Consider the following 17,244-nt stretch of genomic DNA (forward strand, 5'->3'; position numbering starts at 1 on the left):
AGCACTCCGTATCGTGACTCATAGTCAGCGAGTACCCTGTCTAGTCGCCGCGAGTCCTGCTCGTAGTTCCTACGCATCTGGTAACTCTCCTTCCAAGATGTGATCACGATCGCTTAAGTAGAGGTCGTAGACCGTTCCGCGCAATTGATCGCGAGCCCGTGTGAGCGCCTTACTATCCTTCCGCCGGTACGCATGGTAACCCGAAAGCAACTGGCCGAGTTCAATCCAATACGGCGCAAGCGAATCAGGAGGTTCGTAATCTCGCTGCGCCCGCAACGCGGCCTCCCACTCGATAATTACCTCGACATTCGGCCACGGATCCCCAGGAGGCATCAGCGGCATCGGGTACGGCGTTTGCGCGCCTTCCCGCAGGAACGCCTCGCCCTTGTCGCGGTCTTCTTCATATATATGAAAACTGCCCACAAAGTGTGTGTACGTCCCGACGTCTGCCCCAATCGCTCGCGCAACCAGCTCCTGGATGAATGTGAAGGAGAAAAGGTCGTGCCTGAGGCCTGTAATGGCGTCGTTAGACCTCATGAAAACAATCAAGTCAACACGGCCACCACGCAGAAGAAACTGAAGAGTGCAGGTGCAAGGAACATCTCGTGGATCCGCATCGAGGTCGCGGCGTTCGAAGAGTTCAACCACTGCTTGCCGCGTTGTGGAGCCAACAGTGAGCTGCTGAACAACTCTCTGAATCTGTGCATAGTCCCCAGTACCGAAGAGGCGCGGACCGTAAACACCGGTCCCTTCACCAATCAAACCTTTGTATCCCGAAACGTAGAACGAGATATGGTCAAGGCTGTCGTCCCCTGTCAGGTACCAAATCGTCTCCGCAAGTGCGCTGAACATGTGAGGGAGGGCCGACGTGCGACTCACTCTGGCTCGTGGATTAGAGAGCTGCAGCCGAGCGCCACGAGTCTCAAGCGTCTCGCCGCGTGATGTGGAGACCGACTCACCCGCACTGAGGAGATATTGAACCGATGCGAACAGCAGGTCATCAAGAGTGCTCTCTTCCACGACGAGCGACATCGATCCCCCCTGAGTATTGCAGCGCCCCAATCTTCTCGCCAAGCTAGCCCTAGACGGCCTTGGGCGCGAGTCGGCGCGCGGGAATAGCCATCGTCGGATGAGGAACCTCATGATCGTGGTACTTGAAGGCCCAGACTTCGCAGGGAAGTCCACAGCGGCCGAGGCGTTGGCTCGCCAGTTCGGTGGCAGCATCGTCGCCAACGGCCCTCCGCCGCCGGATGTAATACTGCGGGATCACTATCTCGACCAGGTGTACGCAGCTACCGCGGCAGGCCGTCTCATCGTCTTCGATCGTCTGCACGTGGGAGAGCTAATCTATGGGCCGATCTATCGCGGGGCCTCACGGCTCTCAGATGACAACGTGATGTCGATCGAGTATGCACTGAACGCTATCGATGCCCTGAAGGTGCACGTCGACGCTTCTGATGACGTTCTACTGGAGCGACTTCACGGTCCAAGAGGCGATGACATGGTTCATCATGACGAGCAGCTTATGAGGATCGCCCATCAGTACCGAGAGCTGCTCGCTGCTGATGGGCTGTTGCCCGGCTGGAAGTCCATTTCGACCGGAGACATCGCTTCTGTCATCGCTCGAGAAATACAACGGTGGAAGATGATTAGGGACAGCCCCGAACGAGGATGATCGGTTCCGGGTCTGCACCTTAAACGCAAGCTGAGCGGCGCTGGAAGCCGGAGGCCGCCCTGCTGGGCTTCCAGACACGTCAGAACGTGTACACATGTGAGAACCCCGCCCAAACTCTCATTTGGGGGCGGATCGGTGGCGCGACACGATCCTGGTCGAACGGCGCCACCCCTACGGAGCGCCGTCACGCGAAAACCCCGCCCGGGCTTTCGCACGGGCGGGGCTCATCGCGGAGCGGAAGTGACAGGATTTGAACCTGCGAGGCGAGTTACCCCGCCTACATGGATTCCAGCCATGCTCCTTAGGCCGCTCGGACACACTTCCGCCGACGATCCTATCAGCCGCGGGGAAGCCTCGATGTCGACCGAGGGTCAGGACGGCAGCGGGATGCGCCGGGTCCGATCGCCGAGATCCCACGGCTCGGTCCAGCCGAGGCGGTCGAACAGGGCATCGAGCAGCATCGCCGTGAAGCCCCACACCAGGTGCCCCTGAACCTCGAACGCCGGTCCGCGCCAGACCCGGCCGTCGCGCTCGATCACGGTGACGGCGCGGTTGCGCGGGTCGAGCAGGTCCGCGACGGGGGCGCGGAAGACCGCGGCCGACTCGGCGTCGTCCACGACGCGGACGGGCGACGGATGCCGCCACCAGCCCAGCACGGGCGTGACGAGGTGACCGGAGAACTCGAGGGGAACCGACGGGAGCGCCCCCAGCACCTCCACGCCCGCGGGGTCGAGTCCCGTCTCCTCCTCCGCCTCGCGCAGCGCGGCCGCGATCGGCCCGGCATCCCCGGGGTCGAGACGACCGCCGGGGAAGGCGACCTGGCCGGGGTGGGCACGCAGCGTCGTCGCACGCTCGAGCAGCAGCACATCGAGCTCGCGCGAGACCGCGGCATCCTGCGCGTCGTGCGCACTGGGCACCGCATCGAGCACGCCGAACAGGATGAGCACGGCGGCGGGCCGCGCCGATGCCGGGGCGGGCAGCTCGCGCAACGGCACGCTCCAGCCCTCGCCGCCGGCGGCGAGCGCGATCAGCTCGGCCCGTGCTCCCCCGCCCGCGGGGTCGAGAGCACGTTCTGAGGGCACCCGTTCAGGCTACGGCCTCACGGCGGCGGACGGCGCGGGGGCGGGCCCGCCCGTCGATAGGGTGGAGCGGTGAGCTCGCCCGCGCCGCGCATCGGCATCGTCGTGACGGACGCCTACTCCGACGAAGACCCCGACCACGACACCCCTCTGCTGCTCGACGCTCTTCGCAGCCGCGGCGCCGCGGCGGACGCCGTGGTCTGGCATGACGATCGCGCGGACCTCGCCGCGTTCGACCTGCTCGCGATCCGATCACCGTGGGACTACCCCGAGCGTCCCGCGCAGTTCCAGGCATGGCTCGACCGCGCCGAGGCGTCCACGCGTGTCGTGAATGCCCCCGCGACGATGCGCTGGAACCTCGACAAGCACTATCTGGCCGAGCTGGACGGCGCGGGCATCCGCGTGGTTCCGACCGCCTACGCGCGGAGCGTCGACGAGGCTCGCGCGGCCCTCGGTGCCCACGAACGCGCCGTCGTGAAGCCGTCGGTGTCGGCGGGGGCCCGCGACACCGGGCTGTTCGACGCCGCCGACCCGGCGGCGCTCGCCCTCGCCGCGCGGATCATCGACGGCGGCGGCACGGCGATGATCCAGCCCGAGGTGTCGGAGCTCTCGCGCGGATGGGAGAAGGCCCTCTACCTCGTCGACGGCGTCTTCACCCACGCGATCTCGAAGGGTGCGCTGCTGGAGGTGGGCGGCGGTCTCATCGGCGGCGTGTACGAGGAGCATCCCGAGCAGGTCCCCGCGTTCGACGACGAGATCGCCTTCGCGACCGAGGTCGTGCGCGCGGTGCAGACCGTGACCGGCGGACCCCTCCCCCTGTACGCCCGCATCGACACGGTGCGCTCGCGCCGCTACGGCCTCCTGCTGCTGGAAGTCGAGCTCGTCGAGCCGGCGCTCAACCTGCACGTGGCGCCGCACGCGACGCCCGCGGTCGTCGACGCGCTCCTGCGCGCCGCCGCGCGCTGACGCGGCGGCCTCACCGTCGGGGTCGACCCGACCGCGGCAGCAGCGTCATGACGAGCGGCACGACGGATGCCGCCATCAGCACGGTTCCGAACACCCCGTCGGTGGCGCGCAGCAGGATGCCGGCGATGAGGAGGATGCCGAACACCATCGCCGTGAGCCCTCGCGAGGCGATCCGCTCCAGACGGTCCAATCGCCGCTCCAGCCGCGACATGTCGACGGCGACCGTGCCCTCCTCGAAACCCGTGATGAGGCCGTCGAGACGCCCCGGCAGCCGCCACGAGGTGGCCAACACGTCGCCGACCTGGGCGAGGGCGTCCTTGACGACGTTGCCGCCCTCGTCGCGCAGCACCTGACCGGCGAACGGTTCGACGCTCTCCCAGATGTTGAACTCGGGGTCGAGCGTGCTGCAGACACCCGACGTCAGCGAGATCGCGCGGATGATCAGCAGGAAGTTCTCCGGCAACTGGAACGGAAGGGTCCGCACGACGTCGCCGAACTCCTCCGCGAAGTCGCGGAACTCGCGCGGATCGACCTCGCGCAGCTGCGCGAAGCCCATCCCGCCGAAGCGCGCGAACAGCTTCGCGTAGGCGCGCTCGAGGTCACGGGTGTCGGCGCCGGGCAGGAGCGCACCGACGTCGAGGATGCCCTGGACCAGACGCTTGCTGTCGCGCGCGGCGACGGCCAGCAGCACGGTGCGCAGCCCCGAGCGCAGCCGCGTGTCGACCGTGCCCATCATCCCGAAGTCGATGAAGGTGAGCGTCCAGGGCGGCGCCGCGGCATCCGCCGACGCCGGTCGCGGCGTGACGAACACGTTGCCGGGGTGGGGGTCGGCGTGGAAGAAGCCCGTGCGGAACAGCTGGGTGAACATCGTCGTCGCGAAGGCGTGCGCGACCTCGGACGGGTCGATCCCCGCGGCGCGCAGGGCGTCGACGTCGGAGATCTTGATCGCCGTGACGTCCTCGAGCGTGAGCACCTTGCGGGTCGAGCGCTCCCAGACGACCTCCGGGACGGCGACCCGGGCATCGGCGGCGGTGTCGGCGGCGAAGCGCTCGGCGTTCTGCGCCTCGTGGAGATAGTCGATCTCCTCGAGGGAGGTCGCCGCGAACTCCTCCGCGAGCGCCGGGGCGTCGACCCGGTCGGACACCAGCCGCACGCGGCTCAGCCAGCCCGCGACACGGCGGAGGGCGGCGAGGTCGACCTCGACGATCTCATCGATCCCGGGCCGCTGCACCTTGACGATCACCGCGCCGTAACCGGTGAGCGTCGCATCGGCCGGCGTGAGCCGCGCGCGGTGCGCCTGCCCGAGGGATGCCGCCGCCACCGGCGACTCGTCGAACCAGGCGAACGCCCGTTGGAGGGGCACGCCCAGCTCGGCCTCGGCGGCCGCGCGGATCAGCGCGAACGGCACCGGCGGCACCTCGTCCTGCAGCCCTTCCAGCTCCTGCGTGATCTCCGGCGGCAGCACGTCCAGCCGCGACGACATGAACTGCCCGACCTTGATCATCAGGCCGCCGAGGTCGACGGCGAGCGCGTGGAAGCGGCGTGCGATGCGCTGCATCCGGGCGCTGCGCGAACGTTCGGCCAGTCGGCGCAGCCCGACGCGCGGGAGGAACAGGTCGTACCACCAGGTCTGCGCCAGCGACAGTGCGGCGAAGCGGAGGATGCGCCGGTATCGCGCGCGGGACCCGGACGGCACGCCGTTCAGTCCTGCGCGAGGAGGGCGTAGATGCGGCGACGCGCCTCGTCGAGCACATCCACGGCCTGCTGCACCTGCGCGGGCGTGCCGGTGCGTCCGACCTGGGCGACGGCCTGCGCGAGCTCGAACCCGGCCTTGGGCAGCGCGCTCATGCGCCCGCCGTCGCGCTGGCCCGGCGTCTCCCACGGCGCCGTCCGCTCCGCGGCCGCGTCGGCCTCGGCGCGACCCGCGTCGGTGAGGCTGTAGGTCTTGCGCCCGTTCGCCTCCTCGGCGGCGATCAGGCCCTCATCGGCGAGCATCTGCAGGGTGGGGTACACCGAGCCCGCACTGGGCTTCCACGCCCCGCCGCTGCGCTGCTCGATCTCCTGGATGATCTGGTAGCCGTGCATGGGCTGTTCGGCGAGCAGCGCGAGCACCGCCGCGCGCACGTCCCCGCGTCCCATGCGCGGGCCGGTGCGCTGCTCGAACGACGCGCGGAGGTTCTCCATCGCGTCCCACATGCCGCCCGGACCTCCGCCGAATGCTCCCGCGCCGAACCCGCGCCCGCCGAAGCCGTGGGCTCCCGGCCGGCGTCCGCCGAAGTCTGCACCTGCGAATGAGTCGTTCATGATGCCTCCCGATGTCGCGTCGACGATTCGACGATAGTCAACGATATATCGTTCGTCTGTGTGCGGGCTTGGAATCCGAGCAGCGGCGCGGGCGGCGCGACGCGGTCTCAGCCGAGGAACTGCAGCGGATCGAACTCCTCGATCGGGATGACCCGCACCCGCGGCAGGACGGCGTCGAACGCGTGCACGTCGTACTCGAGGTCGAAGAACTCCAGGCCCGGCACGGCGGCGAACTCGCTGCTGCGGAACTCGTGGAATCCGATGAGGCCCACCCGCCGCTCCTCGTCGGCGAGGACGGCGAGGTCGTCGACGAAGTCGCGATCATGGCTGACGAGCACGACGTCGCCCCCGCGATCGCGAAGCGCGCGGAGGGTCCGCTGGATCGCCAGATCGACCACCTTCGCGTCGCTCGGACCCGACAGGGGCACGGGCGTGTAGCCGAGCGCGAGCAGCGCCTGCACGAACGGCATCGGCAGGTGCGTCGAGGCGTTGAGGAAGAACAGCCCGCGCACCGGCTGCTGCCACCGCTCCTCGAGGAACCCGAGGAGGCGGTCCCAGCGCGGTCGCTCGTCCGGTTGCGGTCGACGACCGAGGATCGATCCGCCGAGCGTGGCGTCGATGTTCTCACCGTCGACGAGGATCCAGCTGGTCCGTTCCGTCACGTTGCCTCCCTCGGCATCCACGCGTCCTCTCGCGGTCCGCGCCCCTCGACCGTAGCAGCGGGCACGGAGCGGGCGGCGATCAGTCGTCGCCGCGGGCGAAGGCGCCGCGCAGGAAGAAGAACACGATCACGGCGACCACGAGCACGACGCCGATCTTCGCGATGAACCACAGCACGCTGAAGACCACGTTCACGAGCACCCACGCGATGAGGATCGCCACGACGACCCCGACGACGGTCCCGAGAGTGCTCCTGCTCATGGTTCCAGCGTAGACGCTGCCGCGCGCGGGCGACCGGGATGCCGCGGCTCGGAGCTCAGCGCCGAAGCGCCGACGCGATGGGGGTCGCGCCCGCGTTGAAGCGGATCGTCCGCCCGACGGTCGACGGCTCGTCGATCACCGCGGCGATCACGGCCGCGACGTCGGCGCGCGACACCGACGCGCTCCGTTCGGCATCCACGTCGATGAGCCCCGCCGGCGGGTCGAGCGTCAGCGCCGACGGCGCGACGATCGTGTAGGCGAGGCCGCTGGCGCGCAGGTGCTCGTCCGCGGCGGCCTTCGCCTCGGCATACGCGTAGAACCCGTCCTCGGGGTCGACGCCGTGATCGGGCCCCGCGCCGAAGTACGACACCATCACGAAGCGAGAGACCCCCGCGGCGCGCGTGGCGTCGATCGTGCGGATCGCCGCGTCGCGGTCGACCGCGTAGGTACGGGCGGCGTCTCCCCCGCCCGCGCCCGCCGACCACACGACGACGTCGAAGCCGCTCACGAGCCCGGTGAGCCGGTCGAGGTCGAAACGCTCGACATCCGCGACGAGCGGGTGCGCGCCGGTGGCGGAGACCTCGTCCTCGTGGGCGGGGTTGCGGATGACGGCGGTGACCTCGTGGCCCCGGTCGGCCAGGAGCGGCTCGAGGAGCAGGGCCACCTTGCCGTGTCCGCCGATGAGCAGGATGCGCGCCATGGTCAGTCCTCCGGTCGTCGCTGCGGTGACTCCAGCGTACGCGCCGCCGCCTACGCTGGAGCCATGACCGCAACGACTCCCCTCGTCCTCGTCGCCAACGCCGCGGACGGCTCGATCTCGACCTTCCGCCTCGCCGACGGCGCCCTCGAGCGGCTCGCCGTCACCGAGGGACTGACCGGATGCTCGACCTTCGCCGTCGACGCCGCGCGCGACCTGGTCTACGCGGCGGTCAAGGGCGAGCCCGCCGGGATCGTGACCCTCGCGCTCGATCGCGAGAGCGGTCGGCTGACGACGGTGTCGCGGCTCGACCTGCCGGGCGGCGGCATGAACTACCTGGCGCTCACGCGCGACGGCACCGCCCTCCTGGGCGCGAGTTACGGCGGCGGCTACGGCATCAGCTGCCCCGTCGCGGACGGCTCCGTCGGCGCGCCGGTCTCGCGGATCGCCTACCCGAACCTGCATTCCGTGCTCGCCAGCGCCGACGGCCGCTTCGCGTACTTCGTCTCGCTCGGAGCCGACCTCGTCGCCCAGTACGCCCTCGCCGACGACCTCTCGCTCGTCCCGCTCGAGCCCGCGACCGCCGCGGCCCCGGCCGGCAGCGGCCCGCGCCACCTGGTGCTCAACGACGCGCAGGATGCCGTGTACGTGCTGACCGAGTTCTCCGGCGAGGTGCTGCACTACCGCCGCGACACCGCCGCGGGAACGCTCGAGCTCGTGGGCGCGGCATCCGCCTTCGACCGGTCGAAGGGCCTCGGCCACAGCGAGTTCGGCGCCGACCCGCTCGCCCATCACTACATCTGGGGCGCCGACCTGCACTGGGGCACCGACGGCGCGGTGCTGTGGGCGTCGGAGCGCACCGAGAGCACGCTGGCCGCGGTGCCGGTCGCCGGGGACGGGACGGTCGCGGATGCCGAGTCGTTCACCGTGACCGAGCCGCAGCCTCGCGGCTTCGCCACGGGCCTCGGGGGGCGCTACCTCGTCGCGGCCGGGGAGAAGTCGACGACCGTCACGCTCTACGCGGCGGACGGCGCGCAGCTCGAGCGCCGCCAGCGCGCCGAGACCGGCCGCGGCGCGAACTGGGTGCGCTTCGTCGAGTGACCGCCGGTTCGTCCGTCCCGCTCCGCCGCTTCCGCGCCGCCGTGGCGACCACGCGGGACGGATGAACGCGGTCAGAGACCGACCATCTCCGCACTGCGCTCCCACAGGCGCGCCGCCATCACCGGATCGGCGGCGAGCGGCGAGGTCCGGGCCGGGCGGTTGGCCTCGTAGTAGCCGCCCGACTCCCAGTCCAGACCGGGCTTGCCGAGCGCCAGCCAGGCCAGTCGCGCGCCGCCGACGTCCACCGACGTCAGCAGACGGCTGGTGACCGGGTTCGTGTACAGGAACCGCCAGGCGCCCTTCGCGGTCGACGCGAAGCTGCTGCCGATCACCCCCGGGTGGAAGGCGGCCGCCGCGACCCCGTCGCCGCCCCAGCGCCGGGCGAGCTCCTTCGTGAACAGCACGTTCGCCAGCTTCGCGTTTCCGTAGGCCGCACTGGCGGAGTAGCGCCGTTCGGCGTTGAGGTCGTCGATGTCCCAACGGGCGAAGCGGCGTGCGGCGACGCTCGAGGTCTGGATGACCGAGGCTCCGCTGCCGACCAGGCGCTCGCGCAGCAGGTTCGTGAGCAGGAACGGCGCGAGGTGGTTGGTCTGGAACGTCGCCTCCAGGCCGTCGACCGTCACCGTGCGGTCGCCGAAGATGCCGCCGGCATTGTTGGCGAGCACGTCGATGCGCGGATGGGCGGCGAGCAGCTCGTCCGCGAGGGCGCGCACCTCGGCGAGCACGGCGAAATCGGCGACGTGGAACGGCATGCCCAGCTCGCCGGCGACCTGCTGCGTGCGACGCCGGTCACGGCCGACGATCACCACGCGCTGCCCGGCCAGCACCAGCTGACGCGCGGCGGCGGCGCCGATGCCGCTGCTGGCCCCCGTGATGACGATCGTGCGGGCTGCGGCATCCTCTGTCATGGGTCGCGAGTCTACGCGTCAGCGCACGCGGGCGCGTTCGTCCGTCCCGTCGTGCCGCCACGCCGCCGGCACAGCGACCTCGCCGGACGGATGAACGGGTGCGACCGGGCGGCGGCGTTCGATCGCGACGTTCCACGCGCCGAGCGCGAGCACGATCGCGGCGGCGACGGCGGGCACGACCATCGCGACGCCCACCGACACCTGCTCGGCCAGCCAGCCCGTGAACGCGGCCGACAGCGCCTGCGCCAGCGTCAGCGCCGAGCTCAGCAGCGTCATGGTCGTCGCCGAACGGCCCTGCGGCGCGCGGTGGCCGGCGAGGGAGAACAGGGTCACGAGGGTCGGCCCCACGCCGAGCCCCATCACCAGCAGCCACACCGCCACGGCGCTCAGTCCCGCCGCGGTCGCGTACCCGATGGATGCCGCGGTCAGCACGGCCGCGAACGACAGCCACCGGTGACGCAGCGCGAAGCGCGCGGGAAGCAGCACGACGCCGAGCGCGAGGACGGCCGAGCCGATGCCCATCAGGCCGTAGAGCAGACCGGCCTGCGCCTCGTCTCCCGCGTCGCGGGCGACGGCGGTCAGCGAGGTGAGCGTGGAGCCGAAGAACATGCCGACGGCGAAGGTCGCCGCGACGAGGACGAGCAGGGGCCGCGTCAGGACCGCGCGGAACGAGGCGCGCTCCGCATCGGCGTCGGCGCGGCTCTGCAGCATCCGGGCCGTGGGGTGCAGCGCGAAGGCGAGCACGAACCCGAAGCTCAGGGCGGCCGCGATCGCGATGGGCGCCCACGGCGCGATGAGGGCGGCGAGGATGCCGACGAGGAACGGGCCGATCACGAACGCGGTCTCATCCGCCGCCGACTCGTACGACATCAACCGTGCCGTGGTCGTCGTGCGGCGCTCCGGGGCGATGCGGGCCGCGACGATCGCGAGCAGGCGACTGCGCGACATCGCGGCGGCCTGCGGACCGGTGAGCCCGATCGCGAGGGCGGCGGCGAGGACCACCCCTTCGGGCATCCCGCCGGTCGCGACGAGGGGGAACACGGCCAGCAGCAGACCGTTCGCGAGGCCGATCGGGACGAGCACACGGCGCTGGCCGTGGCGGTCGACGAGGTCGCCCATGATCGGACCGGCGATGACGACGCCGATGCCGACGGCCGCCGAGGTCAGCCCGCCGAAGCCGACGGAGCCGGTGGCGTGGACGACGAGCATCAGCACGCCGACGGTCATCATCGCGAACGGCAGCCGCGCGATGAAGGCGATCGGCCAGTACGACCAGCCGGTGTGCGCGATCAGCGACTGCCGACCGCGTGCGGTCGAGGGGTGGTGCACAGAATCCTCCGGGACATCGGCTCGTTATTCACGTGCCGCCTTGCCCTCCGAATGGATCCGGGGCCGCGTTCCCGCCGCGACGTCGCGGCCGGATGGCTGGGTGGAGCAGGTAGATGCACTTCGCGTCCCCGTCGGGGACACAGCGCTTCAGTGTACCCGATGCGACCCGTCGGAGGCGAAGAACGCCGCCGCCACCCGCGTGAGCGCGTGGAGATCCGCCGTCCCGGCGAGCTCCCGCGCGGAGTGCATCGAGAGGATCGGGATGCCGACGTCGACCGTCCGGATGCCGAGACGCGTCGCCGTGATCGGGCCGATGGTCGACCCGCACGGCACGGCGTTGTTCGAGACGAACTCCTGCGAGACGACCCCGGCCGCGTCGCACCAGCCGTGCCAGGCGGCGGCGCCCGCGGCATCCGTCGCGTAGCGCTGGTTGGCGTTGATCTTGAGGATGGGGCCGCTGCCGAGCACGGGCTGGACGACCGGGTCGTGCTTGTCGGGGTAGTTCGGGTGCACCGAATGGCCGACGTCGCTCGAGACGCACCAGGATGCCGCGAGCGCCCGCAGCTGCTGGTCGCGATCGGCGCCGAGCCCGAGCTGGATCCGCTCGATGACGTCGGCGAGGAACGGCCCCGCCGCCCCGGAGCGGGTCGCGGAGCCGACCTCTTCGTGGTCGAACACGGCGAGCATCGCGATGTGGTCGGCGTCGGTGTCGGCAGCGGCGAGGGCGACGACCCCGGCGTGCACGGAGGCGAGGTCGTCGAGGCGTCCGCTCGCGAAGAACGCGTCGTCCTTGCCGAAGACCGCGCCCGGGGCCGCGTCGGCGGTGACGACGTCGTAGCCGCGGATGCGCGCGGCATCCACGCCGGCCGCGGCGGCGAGCTCGCCGAGCAGATCGGCGGATGCCGCGTCGCCCAGTCCCCACACGGGCTGGGTGTGGGCCTGCTTGTTCAGGGCGAGGTGGTCGTTCGCCTCGCGGTCGAGGTGGATCGCGAGCTGCGGCAGGCGCAGCAGGGGCCCGGTGGCGGCGAGCGCGGTCGTGCCGTCGTCGAGGACGAGGCGGCCGGCGAGGCGCAGCTCGCGGTCGAGCCACGAGTTCAGCAGCGGTCCGCCGTAGATCTCGACGCCCGCCTGCAGCCAGCCGAGGCGGCCCGTCGTGGGCTTCGGCTTGAGCTTGAAGGCCGGCGAGTCGCTGTGCGCACCGAACACCCGCACCGGCGTCGCGGCGTCCGCCCGTGTGGGCACGACCCACGCGATGACGGCGCCGTCGCGGACGACGAGGTGCGTGCCGCCGGCAGCGTGCGGCCACGCCTGGTCCTCGGCGAGCGCCGTGAACCCGGCATCCCGAAGCCGTCGCGCGACCTCCGCGGCGGCGTGGAAGCTGGACGGCGAGGCGGCGACGAACGCGGCCAGATCCTCGGCGTGGGCGCGGATCGCGGTGGAGTCGGGCATCGTCTCAGCGTAGTTCGCGGGGGCGCCTCACGCGGCGCGGCGCCGCGTCGTGGCCCGGCGCAGCAGCAGCGCGACGAGCCGCCAGCCGAGGAGGAACACCGCGAGCACGATGCCCGCCACGATCACGAACGAGACCGCGATGCCCTGACCGGACGCCACCCGCAGCAGCATGCCGCCGACGAGGGTCACCGCCCACACGGGCAGGCCGGTGCGTCCGAGGGCGAACGGCGCCTTCCACCCCTGGGCGATCAGCCATCCCAGCACGAGGGCGGCGAGGAACGGCCAGGCCGTCGTCGCGAGCCCCGTCCAGACGTCGGAGTCGTGGCTGGCCCGGCCGACGGCGGCGAAGGTGATCACGAGCGCGACGTCGAGGGCGGCGGCGAGCAGGAGGGAGGCGGAACGCGACATGCCTCCATCCTCCTCCCCCGTCGCCGGGCTGCCGTCCGTCAGTTCAGCGCGCGTGTCCCCTCGGGGATCACCCCGTCGGCGTAGAGCTGGGCGGCGACGTCCTGGAACGCGGTCAGCGCGACGCGCTGCGTCAGCGGACCGTACGAGATGCGGGCGACGCCGAGCTTCTCGTAGTCGGCGGCCGCGAGCGCGCCGGGCAGGCCGATCACGCTGACGGCGCGCTCGCCGATGCCCGCGACCAGCTGGGCGGTCGCGTCGGCGTCGAGCACGCCGGGGACGAACACCGAGGTCGCGCCCGCCTCGAGGAACGCGCGACCGCGGGCGATCGCGTCGGCGATCGACTCCGCCGGCGGGCGCTCTCCGCCGCGCACGATCGCGTCGGTGCGTGCGTTCAGCGCGAACGGCACGCCCTCGGCCTCGGCAGCGGCGACCGCGGCGGCGACCCGCGCGACCGACTCGTCGAAGGGGCGCAGGCGGTCTTCCATGTTGGCCCCGACGATCCCCACGCCGATGGCGCGGCGAACCGTCTCGCCGGGCTCGTCGTAGCCGTCGTCCAGGTCGGCGCTGACCGGCACCTCGCCCGCGACGGACACGATGCGTCCGACCATGTCGAGCGTCGTCTCCAGCGGGATGGTGCCGTCGGCGTATCCGAAGGATGCCGCGATCGAGTGGCCGGCGGTGGCGAGGGCGCGGGTCTCGGGCAGCGCGAGCACCGCCTGCGCGGAGACGACGTCCCACACGTTCACGACGCGGAGGATCTCGGGGGCGGCGTACAGGTCGCGCAGGCGCTGAGCGCGGGCGGCCGTGGTGTCATCGGTCATGACCTCAGCCTGTCGCGCGCGGCGCCTCCTCGCCAGGTCTTGACAGCGGACCCACGGGGAATGCGCACAGGAGGCATGGCTGTTGCCCCTCGCATGACAACAGTGGGAATCATCGGAGCAGGACACATCGGCAGCGCGCTCGCGGAAGGTCTCGTCGCCCGCGGGTACGACGTGGTGATCAGCAACTCGCGCGGCCCCGAGACGCTGGCCGGTCTCGTCGACCGTCTGGGCGCGCGCGCCCGCGCGGCGACCGCCGCGGAGGCCGCGGAGGCGGCGGACTGGGCCGTCGTCACGGTGCCGCTGAAGGCGATCGGCGACGTGCCGGCCGCCCCCCTGGCCGGCAAGATCGTGCTCGACACCAACAACTACTACTGGGAGCGGGACGGTCGCATCGCCGCGCTCGAGGACAAGACCACGACCACCACCGCCCTCGTCCAGGACCATCTCGCGGGTGCACGCGTCGTGAAGGCGTTCAACCACATCCCCGCCGCCGACATCCTCACCACCGGCGCTCCCGCCGGCACGCCCGGCCGACGCGCCCTCGCGATCGCGAGCGACCACGCGGATGCCGCGGCACTCGCCACGGCGCTCTACGACGCGTTCGGCTTCGACACCGTCGACATCGGCTCGGTCGCCGAGAGCTGGCGCGTCGAGCGCGACCAGCCGGCGTACGTCGTGCGCCAGGACGCCGACGAACTGCGGGCGAACCTGGCGCGCGCGACGCGCTGATCCTGCCGCGGCGCGATCAGCGACCGACGATCTCGCCGGCGTTGTCGGCGATCCAGCTCATGAGCGGCAGGACGCGCTCCATGAGCTGGTCGCCGCGCGCGGTGAGGGCGTACTCGACGCGGGGCGGGACCTCCGGGTAGGCGGTGCGCACGACGAGCCCGTCGGCCTCGAGGGTTCGCAGCGTCGACGCCAGCATCTTCTCGCTGATGCCGTCGACGGCGCGCCGCAGCTCGCCCCAGCGGGCGGTGCCCTCGCTGAGCGCCAGCAGCACGAGGACGCCCCACTTGCTCATGACGTGGTCGAGGACCACCCGGGTCGGACAGTTCTCCGTGAACGCCTGATCGTTCTGGGTGCGTATTTCCGCAAGACTAACCATCACGTAGGTACCTTACGTGAAAGTGGGTACATGTTCTTCGGAATGTACTGATCCTCCGTATGGGTTCCCTCCCTCGGACCCCAACGAAAGGACCAACTCATGACCATCCTCGTCACCGGTGCCAGCGGGCACCTCGGCCACCTCGTCGTCGACGCGCTGCTGACGCGCGGCGCCACGGCATCCGACATCGTCGCCGGCGCGCGCTCCGTCGCCAAGCTCGACGACCTCGCCGCCCGCGGTGTGCGCACCGCCCACGTCGACTACGACGACCCCGCCACGATCGCCGCCGCCCTGGAGGGCGTCGACACCGTGCTGCTGATCTCGGCCTCCGAGGCCGGTCGCCGCTTCGCCGGGCACAAGAACGTCATCGACGCGGCCGTCGCCGCGGGCGTGCAGAAGTTCGTGTACACGAGCGTCTCGAAGGCGACCACGTTCGACTGGGCCCTCGGCGCCGAGCACAAGGCCACCGAGGAGGCGCTCGCGGCGAGCGGCCTGCCGACGGTGATCCTCCGCAACGACTGGTACACCGAGAACTACCTCACCGACCTCCAGCGCGCGGCCGACTCCGGTGTCATCGCCGCCTCCGTCGCCGACGGTCGCGTCGCCGCGGCCGCCCGGGCCGACTACGCCGAGGCCGCCGCCGTCGTGCTACTCGAGGACGGCCACCTCGGCCAGGTGTACGAGCTCGCCGGCGACCGCAGCCTGGGCTACGACGACCTCGCGGCCGCGGCCGGCGAGGCGCTCGGCCGCGAGGTCGCGTACGTTCCGGTCTCGCGCGACGACTTCGTCGCGGCCCTTCAGGGCGCCGGCCTGGATGCCGGGACCGCCGAGTTCGTCGCGGGCATGGAGGACGGCATCCGCGGCGGTGTCCTCGCCGACACGGATGGCACGCTGGCGCGCCTCATCGGCCGCCCGACGACCCCCGTCGTCGACACCTTCCGCGCCGCCCTCGCGGGCTGAACGGACGGCTCGGGGCGGTCGGGTCCGCTCAGACGGGACGCCCGATCGCCTCGAGCCACCGCAGCCACAGCTCGCTGAGGGTGGGGTACGCCGGCACCGCGTGCCACAGCCGCGTCAGCGGCACCTCGCCGACGATCGCGATCGTCGCCGCCTGCAGCAGCTCCGCCGTGTCGGCCCCGACGAGCGTCGCCCCCACGAGCACGCCGCGGTCGGTGTCGACCACGGCGCGGGCCTGCCCGCGGTAGTGCGCCGCGCGCGTGCTGGCACCGGCGATGTTGGCGAGATCCAGGTCGACGACGCGCGTCGCGAGCCCCTTCTCCTCGGCCTCCGCGGCGGTCAGTCCGACGGCCGCGACCTCGGGCGAGGTGAAGACGACCTGCGGCACGGCCGTGTGATCGGCCGTCGCGACGTGCGCACCCCACGGCGCGTCGTCCACCTCGCCGCCGCGGGCGCGCGCGGCGATGACGTCGCCGGCGGCGCGCGCCTGGTACTTGCCCTGATGCGTGAGCAGGGCGCGGTGGTTGACGTCGCCCACCGCGTACAGCCAGTCGCTGCCGCGCACGAGCATCGTGTCGTCGACGTCGAGCCACGACCCCGGTTCCCGTCCGGCGACCTCGAGGCCGACGTCGCCGGTGCGCGGGACGCGCCCGGTCGCGACGAGGATCTCGGATGCCGTCACCTCGCCGTCGGCGAGCGTCACCGTGACCGCGCCCGTCGCGGCATCCCGCGACACGGCCTGCGGGTGAGCGCCCGTGCGCACGTCCACGCCGTCGTCCCGGAGCGCCTGAGCGACCGCCTCCCCGGCGAACGGCTCCATCGAGCCCAGGAGCCCCGAGCGGGCGAGCACCGTGACCGTGCAGCCGAACGACGCGTACGCCGTCGCCATCTCGCACGCCACGACGCCGCCGCCGAGGATCACGAGGGACTCCGGCACCTCCTGCACACCGGTCGCCTCGCGGGAGGTCCAGGGCGAGGCCGCGGCGAGCCCGGGGATGTCGGGCAGCAGCGCCGCCGACCCCGTGCACACCGCGACCGCGTGGCGGGCGCGGAGCACCGCGGCATCCGCACCGTCGCGCGCGACGGTCACCTCCTTCTCCGCGCTCAGGCGGCCGTGCCCGCGGACGAGTGCGATGCCCGCGCCGTCGAGCCACTCGACCTGGCCGGAGTCGTTCCAGTCGTGCACGATCTCGTCGCGGCGCGCGAGCACCGCGGCAACGTCGACCGGGCCGGCGGGCGGGCTCGCGAGGGCCCCGGGCGCGTCGGCGGCGTCCGCGCGCGCGGCACCCGCGCGCAGCAGCACCTTCGAGGGCATGCACGCCCAGTAGGAGCACTCCCCTCCGACCAGCTCCGACTCGACGATCGCGACCGTCAGTCCGCCTTGTACCGCCCGATCGGCGACGTTCTCGCCGACGGGTCCTGCTCCGATCACGATGAGGTCGTACTCTTGGACATCCATTCCTCACGCATACCGGACTGTGACGCCAGATTCCAGCCCCTTGTCGCCGTGTCGGGGGTATGTGG

The 17,244-nt window shown here is 71.5% G+C and carries 19 protein-coding genes and 1 tRNA gene; 5 read left to right on the plus strand and 15 right to left on the minus strand.

Translation table 11 applies throughout. The annotated features are described in order from the left end of the window. Positions 1–69: 69 nt before the first annotated feature. Positions 70–1,032, minus strand: a complete 963-nt coding sequence (locus KY498_RS07505) for a thymidylate synthase (protein ID WP_191008040.1) — start codon at positions 1,030–1,032, stop codon at positions 70–72. Positions 1,033–1,129: 97 nt separating this feature from the next. On the opposite strand from KY498_RS07505, the gene KY498_RS07510 reads away from it, so the two are divergent. Next, a complete protein-coding gene (locus KY498_RS07510) occupies positions 1,130–1,675 on the plus strand; it encodes a hypothetical protein (RefSeq protein ID WP_191008039.1) in 546 nt (181 codons plus the stop codon). A gap of 235 nt (positions 1,676–1,910) precedes the next feature. On the opposite strand, the gene KY498_RS07515 is transcribed toward KY498_RS07510, so the two are convergent. Together KY498_RS07515 and KY498_RS07520 are read right to left on the minus strand one after the other, a co-directional pair. Beyond that, positions 1,911–1,999 (minus strand) — tRNA-Ser (locus tag KY498_RS07515). Between the two features lie 47 nt (positions 2,000–2,046). Further along, the gene (locus KY498_RS07520; RefSeq protein WP_191008038.1) at positions 2,047–2,757 is read right to left on the minus strand and encodes a CoA pyrophosphatase; all 711 of its coding nucleotides are present in this window, start codon (positions 2,755–2,757) and stop codon (positions 2,047–2,049) included. A 69-nt stretch (positions 2,758–2,826) separates the two neighbouring features. On the opposite strand from KY498_RS07520, the gene KY498_RS07525 reads away from it, so the two are divergent. Then, positions 2,827–3,720 (plus strand): RimK family alpha-L-glutamate ligase, encoded by an 894-nt coding sequence (locus KY498_RS07525; protein WP_191008037.1) that lies wholly within the window; start codon positions 2,827–2,829, stop codon positions 3,718–3,720. Positions 3,721–3,730: 10 nt separating this feature from the next. Here the strand turns inward: KY498_RS07525 and KY498_RS07530 are convergent, their stop codons facing one another. The 5 genes from KY498_RS07530 to KY498_RS07550 form a co-directional block, all read right to left on the minus strand. Then, the gene (locus KY498_RS07530) at positions 3,731–5,416 is read right to left on the minus strand and encodes an AarF/ABC1/UbiB kinase family protein (RefSeq protein WP_191008036.1); all 1,686 of its coding nucleotides are present in this window, start codon (positions 5,414–5,416) and stop codon (positions 3,731–3,733) included. 5 nt (positions 5,417–5,421) lie between these two features. Then, positions 5,422–6,024, minus strand: a complete 603-nt coding sequence (locus KY498_RS07535) for a PadR family transcriptional regulator (RefSeq protein WP_061782340.1) — start codon at positions 6,022–6,024, stop codon at positions 5,422–5,424. 107 nt (positions 6,025–6,131) lie between these two features. Continuing rightward, complete coding sequence (locus KY498_RS07540; protein WP_101307170.1) at positions 6,132–6,686, minus strand: NYN domain-containing protein; 555 nt, start codon at positions 6,684–6,686, stop codon at positions 6,132–6,134. 79 nt (positions 6,687–6,765) lie between these two features. After that, positions 6,766–6,945, minus strand: coding sequence for a hypothetical protein (locus KY498_RS07545; RefSeq protein ID WP_060959994.1), 180 nt, complete (start codon positions 6,943–6,945; stop codon positions 6,766–6,768). 55 nt (positions 6,946–7,000) lie between these two features. Next, positions 7,001–7,645 carry an NAD(P)H-binding protein gene (locus KY498_RS07550; protein ID WP_191008035.1) on the minus strand — a complete coding sequence of 215 codons (645 nt, stop codon included), beginning with the start codon at positions 7,643–7,645 and terminating at the stop codon, positions 7,001–7,003. Between the two features lie 63 nt (positions 7,646–7,708). On the opposite strand from KY498_RS07550, the gene KY498_RS07555 reads away from it, so the two are divergent. Further along, positions 7,709–8,743 (plus strand): beta-propeller fold lactonase family protein, encoded by a 1,035-nt coding sequence (locus KY498_RS07555; protein ID WP_191008034.1) that lies wholly within the window; start codon positions 7,709–7,711, stop codon positions 8,741–8,743. Positions 8,744–8,814: 71 nt separating this feature from the next. Here KY498_RS07555 and KY498_RS07560 read toward each other — a convergent pair whose 3' ends face one another. The 5 genes from KY498_RS07560 to KY498_RS07580 form a co-directional block, all read right to left on the minus strand. Next, positions 8,815–9,651, minus strand: a complete 837-nt coding sequence (locus KY498_RS07560) for an SDR family NAD(P)-dependent oxidoreductase (RefSeq protein WP_191008033.1) — start codon at positions 9,649–9,651, stop codon at positions 8,815–8,817. An 18-nt stretch (positions 9,652–9,669) separates the two neighbouring features. Continuing rightward, positions 9,670–10,980 (minus strand): MFS transporter, encoded by a 1,311-nt coding sequence (locus KY498_RS07565; protein WP_191008032.1) that lies wholly within the window; start codon positions 10,978–10,980, stop codon positions 9,670–9,672. 147 nt (positions 10,981–11,127) lie between these two features. Then, positions 11,128–12,429, minus strand: coding sequence for a M18 family aminopeptidase (locus tag KY498_RS07570; protein ID WP_191008031.1), 1,302 nt, complete (start codon positions 12,427–12,429; stop codon positions 11,128–11,130). 27 nt (positions 12,430–12,456) lie between these two features. Then, complete coding sequence (locus KY498_RS07575) at positions 12,457–12,837, minus strand: DUF3054 domain-containing protein (RefSeq protein WP_060959988.1); 381 nt, start codon at positions 12,835–12,837, stop codon at positions 12,457–12,459. Between the two features lie 38 nt (positions 12,838–12,875). Beyond that, complete coding sequence (locus tag KY498_RS07580; RefSeq protein ID WP_191008030.1) at positions 12,876–13,658, minus strand: isocitrate lyase/phosphoenolpyruvate mutase family protein; 783 nt, start codon at positions 13,656–13,658, stop codon at positions 12,876–12,878. 93 nt (positions 13,659–13,751) lie between these two features. Here KY498_RS07580 and KY498_RS07585 point away from each other — a divergent pair, with 93 nt between their 5' ends. Then, on the plus strand, positions 13,752–14,387 hold the full coding sequence (locus tag KY498_RS07585) for an NADPH-dependent F420 reductase (protein ID WP_219879601.1): 636 nt from the start codon (positions 13,752–13,754) through the stop codon (positions 14,385–14,387). Between the two features lie 16 nt (positions 14,388–14,403). Here the strand turns inward: KY498_RS07585 and KY498_RS07590 are convergent, their stop codons facing one another. Beyond that, entirely contained in the window at positions 14,404–14,763 is a 360-nt protein-coding gene (locus tag KY498_RS07590) for a helix-turn-helix domain-containing protein (protein WP_060959985.1), read from the minus strand. 99 nt (positions 14,764–14,862) lie between these two features. On the opposite strand from KY498_RS07590, the gene KY498_RS07595 reads away from it, so the two are divergent. Continuing rightward, the gene (locus tag KY498_RS07595) at positions 14,863–15,723 is read left to right on the plus strand and encodes an NmrA family NAD(P)-binding protein (RefSeq protein WP_061782336.1); all 861 of its coding nucleotides are present in this window, start codon (positions 14,863–14,865) and stop codon (positions 15,721–15,723) included. A gap of 28 nt (positions 15,724–15,751) precedes the next feature. Here the strand turns inward: KY498_RS07595 and KY498_RS07600 are convergent, their stop codons facing one another. After that, positions 15,752–17,179, minus strand: coding sequence for an NAD(P)/FAD-dependent oxidoreductase (locus KY498_RS07600; RefSeq protein WP_191008029.1), 1,428 nt, complete (start codon positions 17,177–17,179; stop codon positions 15,752–15,754). Between the last annotated feature and the right edge of the window lie 65 nt (positions 17,180–17,244).

Origin of the sequence: Microbacterium sp. PAMC21962 (assembly GCF_019443465.1) — a bacterium.
Lineage (GTDB): Bacteria > Actinomycetota > Actinomycetes > Actinomycetales > Microbacteriaceae > Microbacterium > Microbacterium hominis.

Excerpts from the sequence above, each read along its gene's own strand:
- KY498_RS07560 (WP_191008033.1), bottom strand. The coding sequence starts at position 9,651 with ATGACAGAGGATGCCGCAGCCCGCACGATCGTCATCACGGGGGCCAGC.
- KY498_RS07595 (WP_061782336.1), top strand. The coding sequence starts at position 14,863 with ATGACCATCCTCGTCACCGGTGCCAGCGGGCACCTCGGCCACCTCGTC.
- KY498_RS07590 (WP_060959985.1), bottom strand. The coding sequence starts at position 14,763 with ATGGTTAGTCTTGCGGAAATACGCACCCAGAACGATCAGGCGTTCACG.
- KY498_RS07510 (WP_191008039.1), top strand. The coding sequence starts at position 1,130 with ATGAGGAACCTCATGATCGTGGTACTTGAAGGCCCAGACTTCGCAGGG.
- KY498_RS07575 (WP_060959988.1), bottom strand. The coding sequence starts at position 12,837 with ATGTCGCGTTCCGCCTCCCTCCTGCTCGCCGCCGCCCTCGACGTCGCG.
- KY498_RS07535 (WP_061782340.1), bottom strand. The coding sequence starts at position 6,024 with ATGAACGACTCATTCGCAGGTGCAGACTTCGGCGGACGCCGGCCGGGA.
- KY498_RS07505 (WP_191008040.1), bottom strand. The coding sequence starts at position 1,032 with ATGTCGCTCGTCGTGGAAGAGAGCACTCTTGATGACCTGCTGTTCGCA.
- KY498_RS07600 (WP_191008029.1), bottom strand. The coding sequence starts at position 17,179 with ATGGATGTCCAAGAGTACGACCTCATCGTGATCGGAGCAGGACCCGTC.
- KY498_RS07555 (WP_191008034.1), top strand. The coding sequence starts at position 7,709 with ATGACCGCAACGACTCCCCTCGTCCTCGTCGCCAACGCCGCGGACGGC.
- KY498_RS07580 (WP_191008030.1), bottom strand. The coding sequence starts at position 13,658 with ATGACCGATGACACCACGGCCGCCCGCGCTCAGCGCCTGCGCGACCTG.
- KY498_RS07570 (WP_191008031.1), bottom strand. The coding sequence starts at position 12,429 with ATGCCCGACTCCACCGCGATCCGCGCCCACGCCGAGGATCTGGCCGCG.
- KY498_RS07585 (WP_219879601.1), top strand. The coding sequence starts at position 13,752 with ATGACAACAGTGGGAATCATCGGAGCAGGACACATCGGCAGCGCGCTC.
- KY498_RS07545 (WP_060959994.1), bottom strand. The coding sequence starts at position 6,945 with ATGAGCAGGAGCACTCTCGGGACCGTCGTCGGGGTCGTCGTGGCGATC.
- KY498_RS07550 (WP_191008035.1), bottom strand. The coding sequence starts at position 7,645 with ATGGCGCGCATCCTGCTCATCGGCGGACACGGCAAGGTGGCCCTGCTC.